General features: G+C 57.0%; 17 protein-coding genes. 9 read left to right on the top strand and 8 right to left on the bottom strand.

Annotated elements, in window-relative coordinates:
- Nucleotides 1-164 precede the first annotated feature (164 nt).
- Nucleotides 165-413: a BON domain-containing protein gene (locus CFBP5473_RS08210; protein WP_027673156.1), complete on the top strand. Its 249-nt coding sequence runs from the start codon at nt 165-167 to the stop codon at nt 411-413.
- A 39-nt stretch (nt 414-452) separates the two neighbouring features.
- Here CFBP5473_RS08210 and CFBP5473_RS08205 read toward each other — a convergent pair whose 3' ends face one another.
- Nucleotides 453-935 carry a DUF192 domain-containing protein gene (locus CFBP5473_RS08205; RefSeq protein WP_027673157.1) on the bottom strand — a complete coding sequence of 161 codons (483 nt, stop codon included), beginning with the start codon at nt 933-935 and terminating at the stop codon, nt 453-455.
- Nucleotides 935-1,513 carry a cold-shock protein gene (locus CFBP5473_RS08200; protein ID WP_027673158.1) on the bottom strand — a complete coding sequence of 193 codons (579 nt, stop codon included), beginning with the start codon at nt 1,511-1,513 and terminating at the stop codon, nt 935-937. The genes CFBP5473_RS08205 and CFBP5473_RS08200 overlap by 1 nt, the downstream gene beginning before the upstream one ends.
- A gap of 188 nt (nt 1,514-1,701) precedes the next feature.
- Here CFBP5473_RS08200 and gloA point away from each other — a divergent pair, with 188 nt between their 5' ends.
- Nucleotides 1,702-2,142 (top strand): lactoylglutathione lyase, encoded by a 441-nt coding sequence (gloA, locus tag CFBP5473_RS08195; protein ID WP_027673159.1) that lies wholly within the window; start codon nt 1,702-1,704, stop codon nt 2,140-2,142.
- Nucleotides 2,143-2,291: 149 nt separating this feature from the next.
- On the top strand, nt 2,292-3,512 hold the full coding sequence (locus CFBP5473_RS08190) for a YcbK family protein (RefSeq protein ID WP_051441099.1): 1,221 nt from the start codon (nt 2,292-2,294) through the stop codon (nt 3,510-3,512).
- A 58-nt stretch (nt 3,513-3,570) separates the two neighbouring features.
- Here CFBP5473_RS08190 and CFBP5473_RS08185 read toward each other — a convergent pair whose 3' ends face one another.
- A complete protein-coding gene (locus CFBP5473_RS08185; RefSeq protein ID WP_027673161.1) occupies nt 3,571-4,719 on the bottom strand; it encodes an HPP family protein in 1,149 nt (382 codons plus the stop codon).
- Between the two features lie 78 nt (nt 4,720-4,797).
- Nucleotides 4,798-5,427, bottom strand: a complete 630-nt coding sequence (locus CFBP5473_RS08180) for a MarC family protein (RefSeq protein WP_027673162.1) — start codon at nt 5,425-5,427, stop codon at nt 4,798-4,800.
- 253 nt (nt 5,428-5,680) lie between these two features.
- On the opposite strand from CFBP5473_RS08180, the gene gyrA reads away from it, so the two are divergent.
- On the top strand, nt 5,681-8,503 hold the full coding sequence (gene gyrA, locus CFBP5473_RS08175; RefSeq protein WP_027673163.1) for a DNA gyrase subunit A: 2,823 nt from the start codon (nt 5,681-5,683) through the stop codon (nt 8,501-8,503).
- A gap of 122 nt (nt 8,504-8,625) precedes the next feature.
- Here gyrA and CFBP5473_RS08170 read toward each other — a convergent pair whose 3' ends face one another.
- Nucleotides 8,626-8,889 (bottom strand): hypothetical protein, encoded by a 264-nt coding sequence (locus tag CFBP5473_RS08170; protein ID WP_027673164.1) that lies wholly within the window; start codon nt 8,887-8,889, stop codon nt 8,626-8,628.
- 92 nt (nt 8,890-8,981) lie between these two features.
- Nucleotides 8,982-10,436 (bottom strand): D-alanyl-D-alanine carboxypeptidase family protein, encoded by a 1,455-nt coding sequence (locus CFBP5473_RS08165; protein WP_027673165.1) that lies wholly within the window; start codon nt 10,434-10,436, stop codon nt 8,982-8,984.
- 299 nt (nt 10,437-10,735) lie between these two features.
- On the opposite strand from CFBP5473_RS08165, the gene CFBP5473_RS08160 reads away from it, so the two are divergent.
- The 5 genes from CFBP5473_RS08160 to CFBP5473_RS08140 all read left to right on the top strand — a co-directional run bounded on the left by CFBP5473_RS08160 (nt 10,736) and on the right by CFBP5473_RS08140 (nt 13,747).
- A complete protein-coding gene (locus CFBP5473_RS08160; protein ID WP_027673166.1) occupies nt 10,736-10,999 on the top strand; it encodes a hypothetical protein in 264 nt (87 codons plus the stop codon).
- 24 nt (nt 11,000-11,023) lie between these two features.
- Entirely contained in the window at nt 11,024-11,275 is a 252-nt protein-coding gene (locus CFBP5473_RS08155) for a hypothetical protein (RefSeq protein ID WP_027673167.1), read from the top strand.
- A gap of 602 nt (nt 11,276-11,877) precedes the next feature.
- Entirely contained in the window at nt 11,878-12,246 is a 369-nt protein-coding gene (locus CFBP5473_RS08150) for a hypothetical protein (protein ID WP_027673168.1), read from the top strand.
- Between the two features lie 143 nt (nt 12,247-12,389).
- Complete coding sequence (locus CFBP5473_RS08145) at nt 12,390-13,370, top strand: zinc-binding dehydrogenase (RefSeq protein ID WP_027673169.1); 981 nt, start codon at nt 12,390-12,392, stop codon at nt 13,368-13,370.
- 23 nt (nt 13,371-13,393) lie between these two features.
- Nucleotides 13,394-13,747 (top strand): DUF1304 domain-containing protein, encoded by a 354-nt coding sequence (locus CFBP5473_RS08140; protein WP_027673170.1) that lies wholly within the window; start codon nt 13,394-13,396, stop codon nt 13,745-13,747.
- A gap of 338 nt (nt 13,748-14,085) precedes the next feature.
- On the opposite strand, the gene CFBP5473_RS08135 is transcribed toward CFBP5473_RS08140, so the two are convergent.
- Both CFBP5473_RS08135 and CFBP5473_RS08130 read right to left on the bottom strand, forming a co-directional pair.
- Entirely contained in the window at nt 14,086-14,451 is a 366-nt protein-coding gene (locus CFBP5473_RS08135) for a response regulator (RefSeq protein WP_027673172.1), read from the bottom strand.
- Nucleotides 14,423-17,851 (bottom strand): chemotaxis protein CheB, encoded by a 3,429-nt coding sequence (locus CFBP5473_RS08130; RefSeq protein ID WP_027673173.1) that lies wholly within the window; start codon nt 17,849-17,851, stop codon nt 14,423-14,425. The genes CFBP5473_RS08135 and CFBP5473_RS08130 overlap by 29 nt, the downstream gene beginning before the upstream one ends.
- Nucleotides 17,852-17,860 lie beyond the last annotated feature (9 nt).

The raw sequence follows: 17,860 nt of genomic DNA, 5'->3' as shown, positions 1-17,860 counted from the left end.
GTGAACCTTAGAAATCACTAAATAGTTCCCCTTCACGAAAAATGTGAACGGATTAGGGGTTTCTTTTTTGCAAGATGAATGGAAAATGAACAAACACATGAACCGGAGATGAACGATTCATTCATCCGCGCGTTAACAATGCTCATAATGAACGAGGTCCGATTATGTTCAATCTGTCTGGAATTCAGGAAAGCTTTTTTGGAGATCGTATGGCCGGTGTGTGCCAGGCGATCACATCGGCACTGGCATTTGAATCCGGTCTGGAAAAATCCAGCATCTCGGCAATGGCCGAAAACGATGTCATTTATCTGGAAGGTACTGCCGATTCCGTCGAGGCAATCGACATCGCTATCAATCTGGCGTCGTCCATTTCGAACTGCCGTATCCTGAGCCACGTAGAGCCCGTATATTGATAATGGAATGCCGGGCGGAAATCGCCCGGCCGTTTGGCCTTAACGCGCCTTTTCGATCTGCTGGCTTTTCACCGTGTCACCGGCTGCAATGCCGAGCTTTTTTGCGGTGCTAGCATTCAGTTCCAGAACAAAACGTACCGGTCCGCGAGAGCTGATGATCGCTTCCGAGTGCGGTACGGCGTTCGGACTGATATGAGTTATCTTTCCAGCCTTGGAAATGAACAGCATGTCGAGTGGGATGAAGGTGTTTTTCATCCACATGGCGACATCGCGATCCATACCGAAATCGAAGATCATTCCCTGATCCGCGGCCATGGACTTGCGGAACATAAGGCCCTGCTGCCTTTGCCCATCCGTATTCGCAAGCTCCACCGTAAAGCTGTGGGTCGCGCCAGACGCTGTTACGATTTCCAGCTTTTCCGTTGAAAAGGTTTCTTGAGCCAAGCTGCTCATCGGCGAAGCCACAAAAAAGAGAAGCGCCAGAAAGGCGCTTGTCAGTATGCTGAAACGAAAACCGTTCATCAGTGAGCCATTCCAATTCTGGCCGGGTTATCCGGATGCACTTCGGCAGCCATCAGCCCCTTGTCGCCATCGCCATACCGTACCAGAACGACCTGACCGGGGCGAAGTTCCGCCAGGCCGAAGCGGCGCAGCGTTTCCATGTGAATGAAGATGTCTTCCGTGCCTTCACCGCGCGTCAGGAAGCCGAAGCCCTTGGTGCGGTTGAACCACTTGACGATGGCGCGCTCCAGCCCGCTATGCGGCGTTACCTGAACATGGGTGCGCACCGGCGGCATCTGCGAAGGATGAACAGCCGTGGACTGATCCATGGAAAGAATGCGGAACGCCTGATAACCGCGATCCCGACGCTGAATGAGCGCGACGATGCGCGTACCTTCCAGAATAGTCTGATAACCATCGCGACGCAGGCAGGAGACGTGCAGAAGAACATCCTGCATGCCATTGTCCGGCACCATGAAACCGAAGCCCTTGGCAACGTCGAACCATTTTACGACGCCGGTGATCTCAATCAGGTCAACGGCATCACCCGAAAGGTCTTCGAAATCGACTAAATCTTTCGATGACATTCTATCAGTCATTTTTGCCCAGCCCCTCGATTACGCACCACTACCGGTCAACTGATTCCCTAATGTGAGATTAACATCTTGGTAACGGTTTCGCGCAAGTCCTAGTTTGTGATTTTCCATTTGCTTTTTATCGATGCGGGCTTGCTCAAGGCTGACTAACATGACCTAAAGTGAGGCCAGACGTATGGAAGGAGAATGCAATGCGTTATCTACACACGATGGTTCGCGTCAAAGACCTGAAGAAGTCGCTGGAATTCTACTGCGATATCTTCGGTTTGCAGGAAGTGCGCCGCATCGAAAACGAGAAGGGACGCTTCACTCTCGTATTTCTGGCAGCCCGTGATGACGTGCCTGCCGCCACGGAGAATAAGGCGCCAACGCTGGAACTGACCTTCAACTGGGATACGGAAGATTATACGGGCGGACGCAATTTCGGCCATCTGGCCTATGAAGTTGACGACATCTACGAGACCTGCGCCAAGCTTCAGGCTGCGGGCGTTACCATCAACCGTCCGCCGCGCGATGGTCACATGGCTTTCGTTCGTTCCCCCGATGGTATCTCAATCGAGATATTGCAGAAAGGCGCAAGCCTGGCACCAGCCGAGCCGTGGATATCTATGGAGAACACCGGCTCCTGGTAAGGACGTAACCTAAGCGAGTTTCCTCCGCTTTGCTGCTTTGCCCGCTTGGGCCGGACGACTTCTGACAGGCGCGTTCGGCGTCGATAACGATCGACCACACCGTTTCGGTGCATTCAAAGCGCAAGACGCGGAGGTTTCTCTCTTTGGGCATGATGACTGGCAAGCAACCGCCAAAACGAGTGCATGGAATATTGGCGGCTGCTTTTGCCGCGCTGATGCTTTCAGGCTGCGTTTCCGCAGTGCCGGAGGGGCAGGAGGCTGCCGAGCTCAAGCCATCGGTAACCGCACCTGATCAGGCTGCTGCGGATGCCGCTCAGCAGCAACACGTCAATGGGCAGACTGGCTATGTCGACCCTGCGCTCGTTTCCGCTGCGTCCGCGCGAACGGCAAATCATGCTACGCAGACCGTAAATCCTGCTGCACAGGGCATGCAGGCTCAGGTCGCGGCGCAATCTGGTCAGCCGGGCTACGGCGCAACCCCGCAAATCGGCGGCCTTGCAACGCAGCCAACAGGCATTTCCGCTGGCTCTCAAAGCATTTTTTCAAGCGCGGCAGCTCCGGTCGGTGCTGAAGGGCAAATGGGACTGGATACGGTTCCAGCTTACGCGCCCGCACAGAAAATCGCTCCGGCGCTGAACAGCGTTTATTCCGCACCTGCGATGCATGCGCCAGCGCAGGCTCAACCTGTATCGCTTCAGGAACAATCATCCGCAGTGCCCGCGCAGCAGGCTCCCAACGCGATTGCTTCGGCAGTTCCTGCCAAAGAGCACCCTTCCAGCATTCCGCAGAACATGCCGATTGCGGCGGCCCTGTTTGCGGGAGCGCCGAAAAAGCGCAGCACCAATGCCGCAGGCTTAACACAGCTGGCCGCACTTCCGCGCACGGCATTACAACAGCAGGGCAATGGACTTGCGGGCAGGACGACGATGAGCGACGCCTTCGACGAATCTCACATCGATGAGGACGATAATAAGCCAACGGGTCTGATGAAGCTTGCCTCCATCTCCGGCATGACGCGCGTTGCGCCAAACGGGCTCGTGCTTCAGACGAACCAAGTCAATGTCGGCTGCTTCAAGCCGGAACTCATCCGCCGCATCAAGGAAGTGGAAGCGCATTACAAGCGCCCGGCAATCGTAACCTCAGGCTACCGCCCGCCAAAGGGCGTCACACAGGGCTCGAAGCATTATACATGTGAAGCGGCAGACATTCAGATAAAGGGTGTCACCAAGTGGGAACTTGCGGACTATCTGCGGTCTCTGCCAGACCGTGGTGGCGTCGGCACCTATTGCCATACCGAGTCCGTCCACATGGATATTGGCGAGCCGCGCGACTGGAACTGGCGTTGCCGCCGCACAGGCACGAGCAGCTGATTCTCATGAGCTTTTCGTCATTGCATCCCTGTCAAATCCGGGTGCAATGACGCTTTCATCAGCTCGCTGCCTTGTCCGCCAGCATTCCCACCAGAACATCGGATTGCGAAATAATGCCCGTCAGCTTGTTGTTCGCATCGATGACAGGCAGGTAATGCAGCCCTTGCTCGGCAAAGATCACGATGGCATCTTCAATCGGTGTCATGGGCGACACGGTCTTGACGGGCGATGTCATGATGTCTTTGACGGTATCGTTGGGCGCTGGTCTGCCACCCATGATCAGCCGCAGGCGCTGGAGAAAGCCGATGCTTGGGCGGCCATTCGTCCAGTTTGCCTTGTCGAGAAAATCCGTCTGCGTCACGATGCCAACCACTTCCGCATTGTCATTCGTCACCGGCAGCGCCTTGAAGTGGTGGCCGCGCATCAACGCATGGGCGTTTCGCAGTGAATCGTCCGGGGCGACGCCCACCACGTCGCGCGACATGATGCTGGCGCAATCCAGATGCGTCGCGCGCCGCCGGTAGGAGCGAAGCTCGGTGCGCCGCAGGATCGTCTCGAGATCGTCGCGGTCGATATCGAGAACCTGGTCATATTCTTTCAGCACATCGTCCAGATCGGCAGAGGAAAAGCCGATGCGCTCGATTGGCGCCGGGTCTTTGGTGCCGTGGCCCGACGGTTGCGGGCGAATGGAGTGCGGGTAGGGGCGTCCGGTGAAGTTGTTGAACAGGACAGCGACCGTCAGAAGAATGATTGAATTTCCAGCCACCGGCCATAGCACGAAGCCATAGCCGAGATCGTGGATGGCCGATCCACCCAGAACAGCGGTGAGCGCGACCGCGCCGCTTGGTGGATGAAGGCAGCGAAGGCTGATCATGGCCGCAATGGCGATGCTGATCGCTAGTGCGGCGGCGGTGAAAACATGGGGCACGAGTGCCGCAACAGTGACCCCGATCAGGGCCGATACGATATTGCCGCCGAGGATCGACCATGGCTGCGCAAGCGGACTGGATGGAACGGCAAAGAGAAGTACCGCAGAAGCCCCCATTGGCGCGATGAGCGCGGGCAGGGCAGGCGTGGTACCGACTGTGAGATAGCCCAGCATTCCAGTCAGCAATATGCCGATCAAGGCGCCCACTGCGGCGCGCATGCGCTCCTTGTAGCTGACGGGCATCGTTTCCGGCACGATGAGCCGCAACAGAGTCTTCATGTCTGTGAGTCCAGTTCTTTTTGAGAACGGCTTTTATCCAGAAATGAAAATTCTGTCTTGGTTTTATCGGCTCATGAATTAGCCGTTCATGGCAGATTTTACTCCGTCCACCACGAACTGTACCGAAAGCGCCGCCAGCAGCACACCGAGCAGGCGTGTAAGGATCGCTCTTCCCGTGTTGCCCAGGAACCTGTCCAGACGATCTGCGGCCAGAAGCGCAGCGAAAACGAGAAGCATGCTGAAGGCAAGCAGAAGGATAAAGAGCACCTTGTCCAGCGTCGTTGCCATGGTGCCGGAAATCAGAACGGTGGCAGAGATCGCCCCCGGCCCGGCGATCAATGGAAGCGCCAGTGGAAACACTGCGATGTTTTGAATGTGGTCCAGCGTAATTGCCACTTCGGAGGTTTTCTCCTTACGCTCTTGCCGCTTCTCGAAAATCATCTCGAAGGAAATCCAGAACAGAAGAAGTCCCCCGGAAATGCGGAAGGCACCGAGCGAAATGCCCAGCAGTTCCAGAATTGAGGAACCGAAGAGAGCGAACATGGCAAGGATGCCGAAGCCGATGAGCGAGCCTCGCAACGCGACCTCGCCGCGCTGTGCCCGCGTCATGCCTGCTGTCAGCGCCAGAAAGACAGGCGCCAGCCCGGGCGGATCCAGCGTGACGAGCATCGTCGTCAGGGCGTTGATGAAGACTTCTGCGCTTGCCATGATTTTCCCGATTATGGCCTCTGATGCGCGCTGAACGGCTGGCACATCATGGCTCGTTTTTTAGCGATGTTAGGCAAGAGGACGCCCGATTGGAACCCCGGCGCCCGCGTTTTGCCGCAGACCCGGCAGAAAACTGTGTATCGTCTTGTAAATGACGCAAAAGACTGTTCAAAACTGCGCTGGAAATTGGCGCGCTCACGCTGTTTCCGCTATAAAAATCCATCCGATTCTTAAACAAAGAATGTGATCCGTTTTGACTGACCAGAGCCCCCCCGGCGGCGGAAAGCTTCCGCCAGGCATCGAACCAATTTCCATCATGGAGGAAATGCAGCGGTCGTATCTCGATTACGCGATGAGCGTTATCGTGTCCCGCGCGCTTCCGGATGTCCGTGACGGTCTGAAGCCCGTTCATCGCCGTATTCTTTATGGCATGTCCGAACTCGGCATCGACTGGAACAAGAAATACGTCAAGTGCGCCCGCGTAACCGGTGACGTGATGGGTAAATACCATCCGCACGGCAACTCGGCTATTTACGATGCGCTGGCCCGTATGGCGCAGGACTGGTCGTTGCGCCTGCCGCTTATCGATGGACAGGGCAATTTCGGCTCCATCGATGGGGACCCGCCGGCGGCCGAGCGTTACACCGAATGCCGTCTGGAAAAGGCTGCGCATTCGCTGCTGGACGATCTGGACAAGGAAACCGTCGATTTTCGCGATAACTATGACGGCACCTTGCAGGAGCCGGTCGTCGTTCCCGCCAAATTCCCGAACCTTTTGGTCAACGGGGCAGGCGGCATTGCCGTCGGCATGGCCACGAACATTCCGCCGCATAACCTCTCCGAAGTCATCGATGGCTGCATCGCGCTCATCGATACGCCGGAGATCGAACTGCCGGAACTGATGCAGATCATTCCGGGCCCGGATTTCCCCACAGGCGCGCTCATCATGGGCCGCTCCGGTATCCGCTCGGCCTATGAGACGGGCCGCGGCTCCGTCATCATGCGCGGTCGCGCCACCATCGAACCGATGCGCGGCGACCGCGAGCAGATCATCATCACGGAAGTTCCCTATCAGGTGAACAAGGCGTCGATGATCGAAAAGATGGCTGAGCTGGTCAAGGAAAAGCGTATCGAGGGTATTTCCGACCTTCGTGACGAGTCCGACCGTCAGGGCTACCGCGTCGTCGTGGAACTGAAGCGCGATGCGAATGCCGATGTCATTCTCAACCAGCTTTACCGCTACACGCCTTTGCAGACCTCTTTCGGCTGCAACATGGTGGCGCTGAATGGCGGCAAGCCGGAGCAGATGACGCTTCTCGACATGCTGCGTGCCTTCGTCTCGTTCCGCGAAGACGTTGTCAGCCGCCGCACCAAGTACCTGCTGCGCAAGGCGCGCGAACGTGCGCATGTGTTGGTCGGTCTCGCAATTGCCGTTGCCAATATCGATGAAGTTATTCGCGTCATCCGCCAGGCACCGGATCCGGCAACCGCGCGCGAACAGTTGATGACGCGTCGCTGGCCCGCGGCGGACGTGGAAAGCCTGATCCTGCTGATCGACGATCCGCGCCACCGCATCAATGAGGACGGCACCTATAACCTGTCCGAAGAGCAGGCGCGTGCGATCCTCGAACTCCGTCTGGCCCGCCTGACGGCTCTGGGTCGTGACGAAATCGGCGATGAACTGAACAAGATCGGCGCCGAAATCAGCGAATATCTCGACATTCTGTCTTCGCGCATCCGCATCCAGCAAATCGTCAAGGATGAGCTTGCTGCCATCCGTGATGAATTCGGCACGCCGCGTCGCTCCGAAATCATCGAAGGCGGCCCGGATATGGACGATGAGGACCTCATCGCCCGCGAAGACATGGTCGTGACGGTTTCTCACCTCGGCTACATCAAGCGTGTTCCGCTGACGACCTACCGTGCACAGCGTCGCGGCGGCAAGGGCCGCTCCGGCATGGCAACGCGGGATGAGGATTTCGTATCGCGGCTGTTCGTGGTCAACACGCATACGCCGGTTCTGTTCTTCTCTTCGCGTGGCATCGTCTACAAGGAAAAGGTCTGGCGCCTGCCGATTGGCACGCCTCAGTCCAAGGGCAAGGCGCTCATCAATATGCTGCCGCTGGAGCCCGGCGAGCGCATCACCACGATCATGCCGCTGCCCGAGGATGAAACTTCCTGGGAAAACCTCGACGTCATGTTCGCGACGACGCGCGGTACGGTCCGCCGTAACAAGCTGTCCGATTTCGTTCAGGTCAACCGTAACGGCAAGATTGCGATGAAGCTCGAAGAAGAGGGCGATGAAATCCTCTCCGTCGAAACCTGCACCGCGCCGAACCAGGACCTGAACATTCCGGGTGACGACGTTCTTCTGACGACGGCTCTCGGCCAGGCGATCCGCTTCCCGATTGATGAAGTCCGTGTCTTTGCGGGCCGTAACTCGATTGGTGTTCGTGGTATCTCGCTTGCCGATGGCGACCGCATCATCTCCATGACGATTGTCGGCCATGTCGATGCCGAGCCTTGGGAGCGTGCCGCCTATCTGAAGCGCTCTGCGAGCGAGCGTCGCGCTGCTGGTGTCGATGAGGAAGATATTGCACTGGTTGGCGAGGAAGTGGCGGAAGAAGGACAGCTGTCCGACGAACGCTATGCATACCTCAAGGAACATGAGCAGTTCGTTCTCACCGTTTCCGAAAAGGGTTACGGCAAGCGCTCGTCCTCTTACGACTTCCGTACATCGGGTCGTGGCGGCAAGGGCATCCGCGCCACCGATACCTCGAAAACCGGGGAAATCGGCGAGCAGATTGCAGTCTTCCCGGTCGAAGACAAGGACCAGATCATGCTCGTCACCAATGGCGGCGTCCTAATCCGCGTACCGGTGGACGGCATCCGCATCGCAAGCCGCGCCACCAAGGGCGTGACCATCTTCTCTACCGCCAAGGATGAGAAGGTCGTATCCGTGGAGCGCATCAACGAGCCGGAAGGTGATGAGGAAGTCGAGGCTTTGGAGGGCGCTGAAGGCGTTGTCGAAGGCGAGGCTGGCGTTGCACCGGAGAGCGATAGCTCAGCGGAATAATCCGAAGGTGGCGGGCAACCGCCACTGTTCCTCCTGCGGTTCGAAGCGCCAACTACCATTCAAAAGAAAAACCCTGCGAGACTTGCGTTTCGCAGGGTTTATTTTTGGGCGTATCCAGTCGATCAGCGAAGGCGCATATGCACCGGTGCGCGGCCAGAGCGACCGCCGATATGGAGGTGGATTTTTGCTTCCGGCTGGTTGCTGCGCCATGCGCGGGCGCCGTGGCACAGCAGGAGATTGACGAGATCGCGCGTTTTGTGGCGAGATCTGTTCAGGCCAATATCGGCAATTTTCATCGCCGCTTCATGGATCGGATGGAGCACGGACAGGGACTGGTTCCTGCCTTTGCTGGCTGCAAAGTCCGAATAGTTCTCGTTGATTGCCATCTGGAAAGCCTCGTTACTCAATACAATTCGAGGAGTGGAACCGGTAATCTGCATTCTCATAATCATCACCGGTTCCGGAACAGTCTTGCGGCCTACTGGAGCGATGCCCAGCAGCTGACACCTTTCTTCTTGAGAGCGTTGCAAGCGTTTACCGCATCATTCTGTCCGTCAAAGCCGCCGAAGCGTGCGCGGTACATCTGTGCGCCGTCCTTGGTGAAGGCAACGGTGAATGGCTTGGCGGTACGCAATACATTGCCGCCCTTGTCCTGCGCCGTCTGAAGCAGATTGCGCGCGGAATTCTCATCAGGAGATGCACCGATCTGGATGACCCAGCCCGTGCCGGAAGAGGCAGAGGGGGATACAGGTGCGGTGGACGCCGTGACGATGTTGTCGACCTTTGTGGAGTTGGTGACGACCGAACGATCTGGCTTCATCTCGACAGGAGGAACAGGTCTTGCCGGTGCCTTCGGACGCGTTGCCACATCCATGGCTGCAACGGCAGCATTGGCGGGAGCCGGAGCGAAGGCGGAAACCGGGGTTTCATCCGCATAGCGCGCCTGCGGAACAGGGCCAGCGTGAGGAAGACCGGAAGAAGGAGCGGCAGCGACAACTGCTACAGGCTCTTCGATAGGTGCGGACGGCGTTGCAGCAATGAGGTTGCTGTTGCCGCCACGCGATGCCTTCGGCAGATACTCTGCAACAAGCTTGCGCATGGTCGCGTCGCGAGCAGCACTCGAGCGACCGCCGAGAACGACGGCGACGATGGAGCGACCATCGAGTTGCGCAGATGTGGCAAGGTTGCTGCCAGCGGCGCGCGTGTAGCCGGTCTTGATACCGTCCACACCCTTAACCGTACCGACGAGGCGGTTATGATTGCCGATCACCTGCTTGCCGAAAGTAAAGGTGCGGGTGTTGAAGTAGCCGTAATATTGCGGGAAGTGCTGACGAAGCGCGATGCCGAGGCGTGCCTGGTCGCGTGCAGTCGTCATCTGTGCCGTGTTCGGCAGGCCGTTCGCGTTGCGATAGGTGGTGCGCGTCATGCCCAGCGCACGAGCCTTCGCAGTCATCATCCGAGCGAAACGATCTTCAGAGCCGCCGATATATTCGCCGAGAGCCGTCGCCATGTCGTTTGCAGAACGAGTGACCAGCGCAAGAATAGCTTGCTCGACAGTAATGGAGCCGCCAGCGCGAACGCCGAGCTTGGATGGAGGTTCCTTCGCGGCATTTGCCGAAACGGGAACCTTGGAATCAAGAGTGAAACGACCGGCATTGAGAGCTTCGAAGGTGAGGTAAAGGGTCATCATCTTCGTCAGAGAAGCCGGATAGCGCAAACCATCCGGATCCTCGCCGTAAAGCACCTTGCCGGTCTTCGCATCGATAACGATACCGGCATATTTCGGGTCGGCTTTTGCCACCTGAACAGTGGAGACGGTCGTCGTCGTCACCGCTGCTACAAACAACAGAGCCTTTACAAAAGAGGTCGCGACCGCCGCGCGCCCTAGTGCCTCAGATATTTTTTTCAACACAGTTGAACTCTTTAATCGCATGCCACAGTTCCGTCCGACACGCCCCGCCAGACTTTTCACGCAGCAGACTTTAGAGGGATGGCGTTACCAAGTGGTTTATGAATGGTATCCAGACCCGATAAAATGCGGCATTTGACCCTGTCCGGCACAGCTTTTGCCACGCCGGGGCACTCATGGTGTTTCTGTCTCTTCTAAAGTAGATGGGGCGAATGCTCGTTCGCTTTGTTTTCTGGCGGGATTAAGGCCGAAACATCGCGTGGCCGAAACTATTGAAACGTCGGGACGCCGCTGCTACCTGAGGCGAAACTAAAGGATATGTTATGGTCTCTCGCGATCGATATTCCCGTAAACTCGAATGCTCTCGCTGTGGGCATAGCGGCTTTGCGGAAGCCTCTGAAAAGGATGAAAAGGGCGCGCCGGATGTCGATTTTCGTATCGATGAAATGCCGCGCGGTTTCAGGGCGGAGCGTCCTTCGGTCAATCCGGCGGAATTTATGATTCGATGCGCCCAGTGCGGCAACATCTTCCGCTTTCTGCAGAAAACGGCTTATGCGCCGGGCGGCGAGCCTCGCGCGCGTCGTTAGCGAAATCCTGTTTGCGAGGGCAATATGAGTCTCGATCCGCAGCATCCAAAGCCAGCACCGCCGCGAAAGCCCCTTTGGCCATGGCTTTTATTGCTGGTGCTCACGCTTCTTGCGATTTACTCCTACAATCGCATCTCCGAAATCACCGAGGATGTCATGCGGGACATGCCGCCTGCGGTCATCGATCTGTTTCGTGATCTCTTGAATGGCGACCACCATCGGCAACCCAGCGGCCCGGGCCTTGATGTACGCGTCGAGCCATCAAGAGCATTGTAAGCTGAAACAAAAAAGCCCCGCGAAATGGGCGGGGCAGGTTGGTCGCTCGGGGAAAAGTTGGGCTGAGCCCTTGAGCGATGTGAAATTGATACTCGAATAATGGCGGCACCGGATAGTGCAGAACACGCCGGATCGGTACGGTTGGCGCAGAAAATACGTCAGCAATCACGACATATTTTGAATATGTGCAAAAAGAAACCCGCGCTTGGCGGGTTTGTCAGTCGAGAGGGGAACTTGAGACTGGGAGTCTCGCTTGCATAACGAATTACCACCTCGCTGGTTCCGCTCGGTCTCTCATTTTATTCTGCGGAAGAAAAAAGGCCCCACCAAAAGGCGGGGCAAGTAAATGCCTGATTGGCTTTCAGGACTTGGGAGCTCCTCCCATGGAGGAAGCCTTTGCTGCTTATCTTCGAATGCCGTCTTACGAAAGGTCACTGACCTGCTGAACGGTACTCCGCCCAAAAAAGAACAGAATGGCGGTGGCAAAGCAGGGAAGATGAATAGGCATCGACATTCACCAGCCATTCATAACCTCTGTGCCATTTTAGAAGCATCTTGAGCCGCCACCTCTCTCTGGTTCGGCTCACATGGAGAAGCCCGTAATGAAGAAAATTCTTCTCTCAGCTCTTGCCGCAGTCATCGCTGGCGGCGCAGTTTTCGCAAGCGCACAGACCGCATCTGCGCAATATTACGATGGACCTTATCGGTATGATCGCCGCGGCCCACCGCCGCCGCCATATCGCGATCCTCCGCGCAGGCACAAGCACCACGATAATGGCGCGACCATTGCCGGTGGCGTTGCTGCTGGTCTTCTGGGTGGCATCGTGGCCGGCGCTCTCATCAATGACAACGGCCCGCGCTACGTAGAGCCCCCACCGCCTCCGCCACCGCGTTGCTGGTTCGAAGACCGCCGCGTGCCGAATTCCTATGACGGCGGATGGCATACGGAAAGCTTCCGCGTCTGCCAGTAAAGTCGAATTATCCTAAAATCCTGAGCCGGCCGAAAGGCCGGCTTTATTTTTGCGCGGTTGTAATTGCCGTGGGTGGCTCCACAGCTTTGCCTCATTGATCGTAAAGCCTTGGGCGATCTTTTATCGATTTCAGGAGTGATGATATGCGAAGCGCCATGCACGATGTCTTTGGTGAACCGGAGAAGGTTCTCAAACTTGCCGATGCGCCAGTGCCAGAACCGGGCGAGGGGCAGTTGCGCATCCGAACCATCCTTTCGCCAATTCATAATCACGACCTTTGGACCGTTCGCGGCAATTACGGCTACAAACCGCCTCTGCCGGGGGCAATCGGCGGCAGCGAAGCGGTTGGCGTTGTCGATGCAATCGGGCAGGGTGCCGATGAAGCGCTTCTGGGCAAACGCGTTGCTGTCGCTGGCGTCCATGGCAGCTGGGCGGAATATTTTCTGGCACCTGCTGCAGCAGTCGTGCCGGTTCCCGACAGCATAAAGGATGAGGCAGCAGCGCAGCTGATCGCGATGCCATTCAGCGCCATAACTCTGCTGGAGTTCCTCGGTGTCGAGGAGGGCGACTGGATTATCCAGAACACTGCCAATGGTGCCGTCGGCAAGGCGGTGGCGATGCTCGCGCAGGCGCGCGGTATCAACGCCATCAACCTCGTTCGCCGGGATGCGGGCGTTCAGGAACTGGCGGAGCTCAACATCAAAAACGGCATCTCGACTGCGGAAGCTGGCTGGCAGGATAAGGTGAAGGGGATGACAGGCGGCGCACCCATCCGTGCGGGCGTTGATTCGATTGGCGGCTCCTCGGCCAACGATATCGCAGAATTGCTGGGCGACGACGCGCTGCTCGTATCCTTCGGATCGATGACCGGCGAACCCATGCAGATTTCCTCAGGGCCGGTCATCTTCAAGCAACTGACGATCAAAGGCTTTTGGGGCAGCAAGGTCATCGGATCGCTGAGCGCTGAAGATCGGCGCAGATTGATGGGCGAGCTCATAGAACTGGTGGCGAAGGGCAAGATTCTGCTTCCAGTCGAAAGCACGTTCGAGCTCGCAGAAATTTCCGACGCCGTGAAAGCTTCGCTAGCCGCAGGCAAGGCAGGCAAGGTATTGCTACGTCCTTGATCCGTTTGGGATAGGAGGACGTTTTGATTGCAAATATTCTGGCGGCGCTGATTGCGGCGCTTCACATCTATATTCTTGTCCTGGAAATGTTTCTCTGGGACAAGCCAGCAGGCCGACGCGCATTCGGTCTGTCACCGGATTTTGCCAAGGCCACAAAGGCGCTTGCGGCCAATCAGGGGCTTTATAACGGTTTTTTGGCCGCGGGCCTGATTTTCGGATTGATCCACGGCGACGAAGGCCGGACTTTCGTGATCTTCTTCCTCACCTGCGTTCTGGTGGCGGGGATATTCGGCGGGCTGACGGCCAGCCGCAAGATCATCTTCATTCAGGCACTGCCAGCACTTCTGGCGCTCATCGCAGCTTTTATAGGGGTATGAAGAAATGGCGGCTCATCGCTTGAGCCGCTTTTCCTACTTGGCCACCGCTGCGTGAAGCCGTGCGACGATATAGTCGTAGCTTTCCATAACCTGAATACGGTCTGTGGCACTTCTTAAGATAAGCGTGCCTTGGGGAAGGGGAGAGATTTGCAAGACATGATCAAAATTGATGGCGAATTTCTGGTTGTTGCCAACGGAAGTTACTTCAATCCACATAAGTATTAGCCTCGACGAGAATCGGTATCGTGTGAAGCTTATAGATTGTAATATGTCGTTGTGAAAACCGTTTTGAGCAACATACACACCCTGTTCGCGATCACATTCAGGCTAGAATGAGCTCACGATTCCACGAGCTCCGAGAGCTTCTCCAACTCCGTCACGAGCTTGTTGGGAAGGCACGGTTTTTGACAGAAGGCAGATCCCTGATATTGCTGAGTGAGCTTCCGACCATCGGCATGGCCGGAATGGAAGACGAACGGGATCTTGCGGGACGCCAGCAAATCCGCCACGGGAAAAACCTCGCCGTCGATAAGGCGGACATCCAGTATAGCGCAGGTCGGGCTGTTGTTTTTCAAGTAAAGCAAAGACTGCTCGATGCTCGCAAATGGGCCCGCGACGTCCCACCCTGCCTCTTCGAATGTCATCTGCAGGTCAAGGGCGACGAAGATTTCATCTTCAATGATAAGAACCGATTTGCGTGTCATTTATAACCAAACGTGGCAGAGTTAGTACATGCTGTAGAGCGGGGCCTTCAAATTTGGTCTCTATCGTACCACCTAATTGCTTGGCAGCGCTCGCTAGCAAAACCGTCCCAAAACCCTTTTCCCCGGTCGGCTTAACGGGCTTGTCCAGGGTTTCGTTCCATCTCAGCAGGATATTTTCTCCATCTTTCTGCCAGTCAACAGAGAGACGGCCTCCGCTCTGTCCCAAAGCACCATATTTCACCGCATTCGTGGACCATTCATGCAGAATAAGCGTCAAAGGCGTGATGCAAATTGCGGGCACGGGAAACGCTTCGGAGGAAATCTCGATATCGCCCTGCTGCTCGTAAGGAGCAAGAATGGTCTTCACCAGCTCACTCATTTCGACAGGCCGGGTGCGCTTCTGGTTGGAGGCCAGAGAATGCGCACTGCCAAGAGCGAGAATGCGCCCCTCCACGTCGTGCACCAGATCTTCTGCCGTCTCGTGCTTGCGGCCAGCCATCCGCAAAATACCGCCGATCATGGCGAAAAGGTTCTTCACCCGATGGTTCATCTCGTTCAGCATCAGGTCGCGCGTTTCCGCAAGCTGGTACTCTGCGGTCACGTCCACGGTTACGCCGATGATGCGCGGTGTCTCAGAATCGCCGACATAACGCCCGAAGACCTTGATCCAGCGCGAACTGTTGCCTGAGTCAAGTTCAGTGGTGAGGTTGAAGCCGCCACGCTCTTCCTGCGCCTGAAGGATTGCTTGCGAGACCTGCTCGCGGTCGCTTTCGGTAATTCGCGCAAGAAACTCTTCCAGGCTCAAATGATCGTTTTCGGATTGCAGCAATTCCTTCGTGGAACCACCGAGGATGAATTTCTGCTGGTCTGGCAGATATTCCCAAACGCCGATCCCCGCTGCCTCGATGGCCAGTTCGTGCCGGTTCTGCTCCCGCTGCAACTGGCTTTCCACACTGACCGCATGGGAAATATCCGTCATGACGATGGTCGCGCCGGTTATCGTGCCATCGGATGTGCGATAGGGCAGGATTCTCAGCGTGAAAGTCTTGCCGCTATCCTCGTCCCATACCGTATCCTGATAATCGACGCCATCTTCCATCACACTGCGCACGCGCGCGGCATAATCGAAGGTCAGCAAACGGCTGGCGACGTCCGAAATGGGCCGTCCCCGGTCGCTTGGCTGCAGCGGAAATATGTCGGTCGCCGCGCGGGTGAAGGAACGGACGCGCAGCTTACGATCCAGAACGATGACGGCGAGATTGGTGGAATCGAAGAAGTTCCTCAGATCCGTATTCGCCACCGTCAGCTGCTCGATCTTGTTCTTCAGTTCGTCATTGACGGTGGTCAGTTCCTCGTTTGTCGATTGAAGCTCTTCGTTCATCGACATCATTTCTTCGTTGGAGCTTTTCAGCTCCTCATTCGCGGTCTCCAACTCCTCGGTCGCAGAGCGCAGGCGGTGTTTGGCGGAACGCAATTCCCGCTCCAGCGCATCCACATGCCCGTTGCTGGGCTCCAGATTAATGAGCTCGCTTTCGGCCAGCGGCGTGAACTGCCCTGTCTCCTGAAACACCAACAGGAACCGGTTTTCATCGACCGGATCGCAGATGATGTCCGTCGTCAGCGCGCCGAATTCGGTGATGACGTTCACCTTGCTGGCAATGACACGCTTCTGGGCACCTGCGGCCTGTCGCAACAGCGGCCCGATCTGTTCCTTCACACCGGGGCGCGCAAGGGAGGCGGCGCTGGTTTCATTCGAACGGGACACGGGAAACTCGAAGAAACGGCTCAACTTGCCGAAGGCAGCGAGGATTTGCCCCTCCTGATCGAGCAACATGCTGGCCGGCACATAGCGTTCGAGCAGGCGCGAAATCACCGTTTCATCGCCGCCGCGGCTTGGGCCTTCAGGCACGTCCATACCGGTGCTTCTGCGGCCAGTTTCCTGGCGTCCACCCGGCAGCGGAATAGGGTAGCTCGGCAAGCCCGGCTTGCGCTCAAACAGGCGCGCCTTCTGGTCCAGCGTGGAGAAAACGCTTTCGAACCTGCCGACGCTTTCCGAGGGCCCGAGAAACAGATAGCCGCCGGGACGCAGCGCATAATGAAAGAGCGGCATGATCGTCTTTTGCAGCTTGTCATCGAAATAGATGAGCAGGTTGCGGCAGGAAACCAGGTCGATCTTCGAGAAGGGCGGGTCTTTGACGAGGCTATGGCCTGAGAAACGGATCATATCGCGGATTTGACCGACGAAATTGAACCGGTCCTTATGCGGCACGACATAGCGTTCCTGAAGTGGCAACGGAATATCGGCGAGCGCTGCATTCGGGTATGAGCCGACGCGCGCGATCTGCAACATGCTTTCATCGATATCGGTCGCAAATATCTGGACATCGCAGGGAAGGTCCAGCTCTCGGGAAACTTCCGCGAAAAGCATGGCGATGGAGTAGGCTTCCTCGCCGCTGGAGCAGCCCGGCACCCAAACGCGCACGCCGCCGTCACGCGCTTCCTGACTTTCCAGCAGGGGGCGGATGGCGCGATCACGAACGACGTCGAAGAATTCCTTGTCGCGGAAAAAGCGGGTGACGTTGATGAGGAGATCACGAAACAGCGCCTCGCATTCGTCCTGATCCGACTTCAGCCGCGCGAGATAGGCCTCGGCGCGGTCGATATCCAGAACATGCATGCGCCGTTCGATACGGCGAATAAATGTGGTCTTCTTGTAGCCTGAAAAATCGTGCCCGACCGAGTTGCGCAGCGTCTTGCACAGATCATCGATGTGATCTTCGACAAGCGATACCTCGGCACTATCCGCGCCTTTGGTGCGCCGGAAGAAGAAGCCGGAAATGCAGGAAAGAATCTTGTCCGGCGGCTGAATGAAATCCACCAGTCCGGTTCCGGCAGCGGCCATGGGCATGCCGTCATATTTTGCGCTTTGCGGATCCTGCACAACGCAGAGGCCGCCATTTTCCTTCACGGCGCGCAAGCCCGTGGAGCCATCGGCACCCGTACCGGAGAGGATGACGCAGGCGGCATTGCCGTTCTGGTCGTTGGCAAGCGAAATGAAGAAATCATCGATGGGGCGACGAAGGCCGCGAGGCTGGGCGAAATTTGTCAGCTCTAGGCGACCGTTCGAAATGGAAAGCCCGTGCCCTGGCGGAATGATGAAGACCGTATCCGGCTGAATGCGCTCGCCACCCTGACACTGTTTCACGGTCAGCTGCGTATGACGCCCGATGAGCTCGGCCAGCATGCTTTCATGGTGCGGATCGAGATGCTGCACCACCACGAAGGCAAGGCCCGTGGGTACTTCTGCGGCGCTGAACATTTCGCGGAGCGCCTCCAGTCCGCCAGCCGATGATCCGATACCGACGACAGGGACATCCGTGGCTTGTGCTCGTTGATCCAAAACTCAATC

This window comes from Agrobacterium larrymoorei (genome assembly GCF_005145045.1).
GTDB classification, from domain to species: domain Bacteria; phylum Pseudomonadota; class Alphaproteobacteria; order Rhizobiales; family Rhizobiaceae; genus Agrobacterium; species Agrobacterium larrymoorei.
Note: the sequence above shows the minus strand (reverse complement) of the source record. Positions and strands in the feature narration are given on the sequence as shown.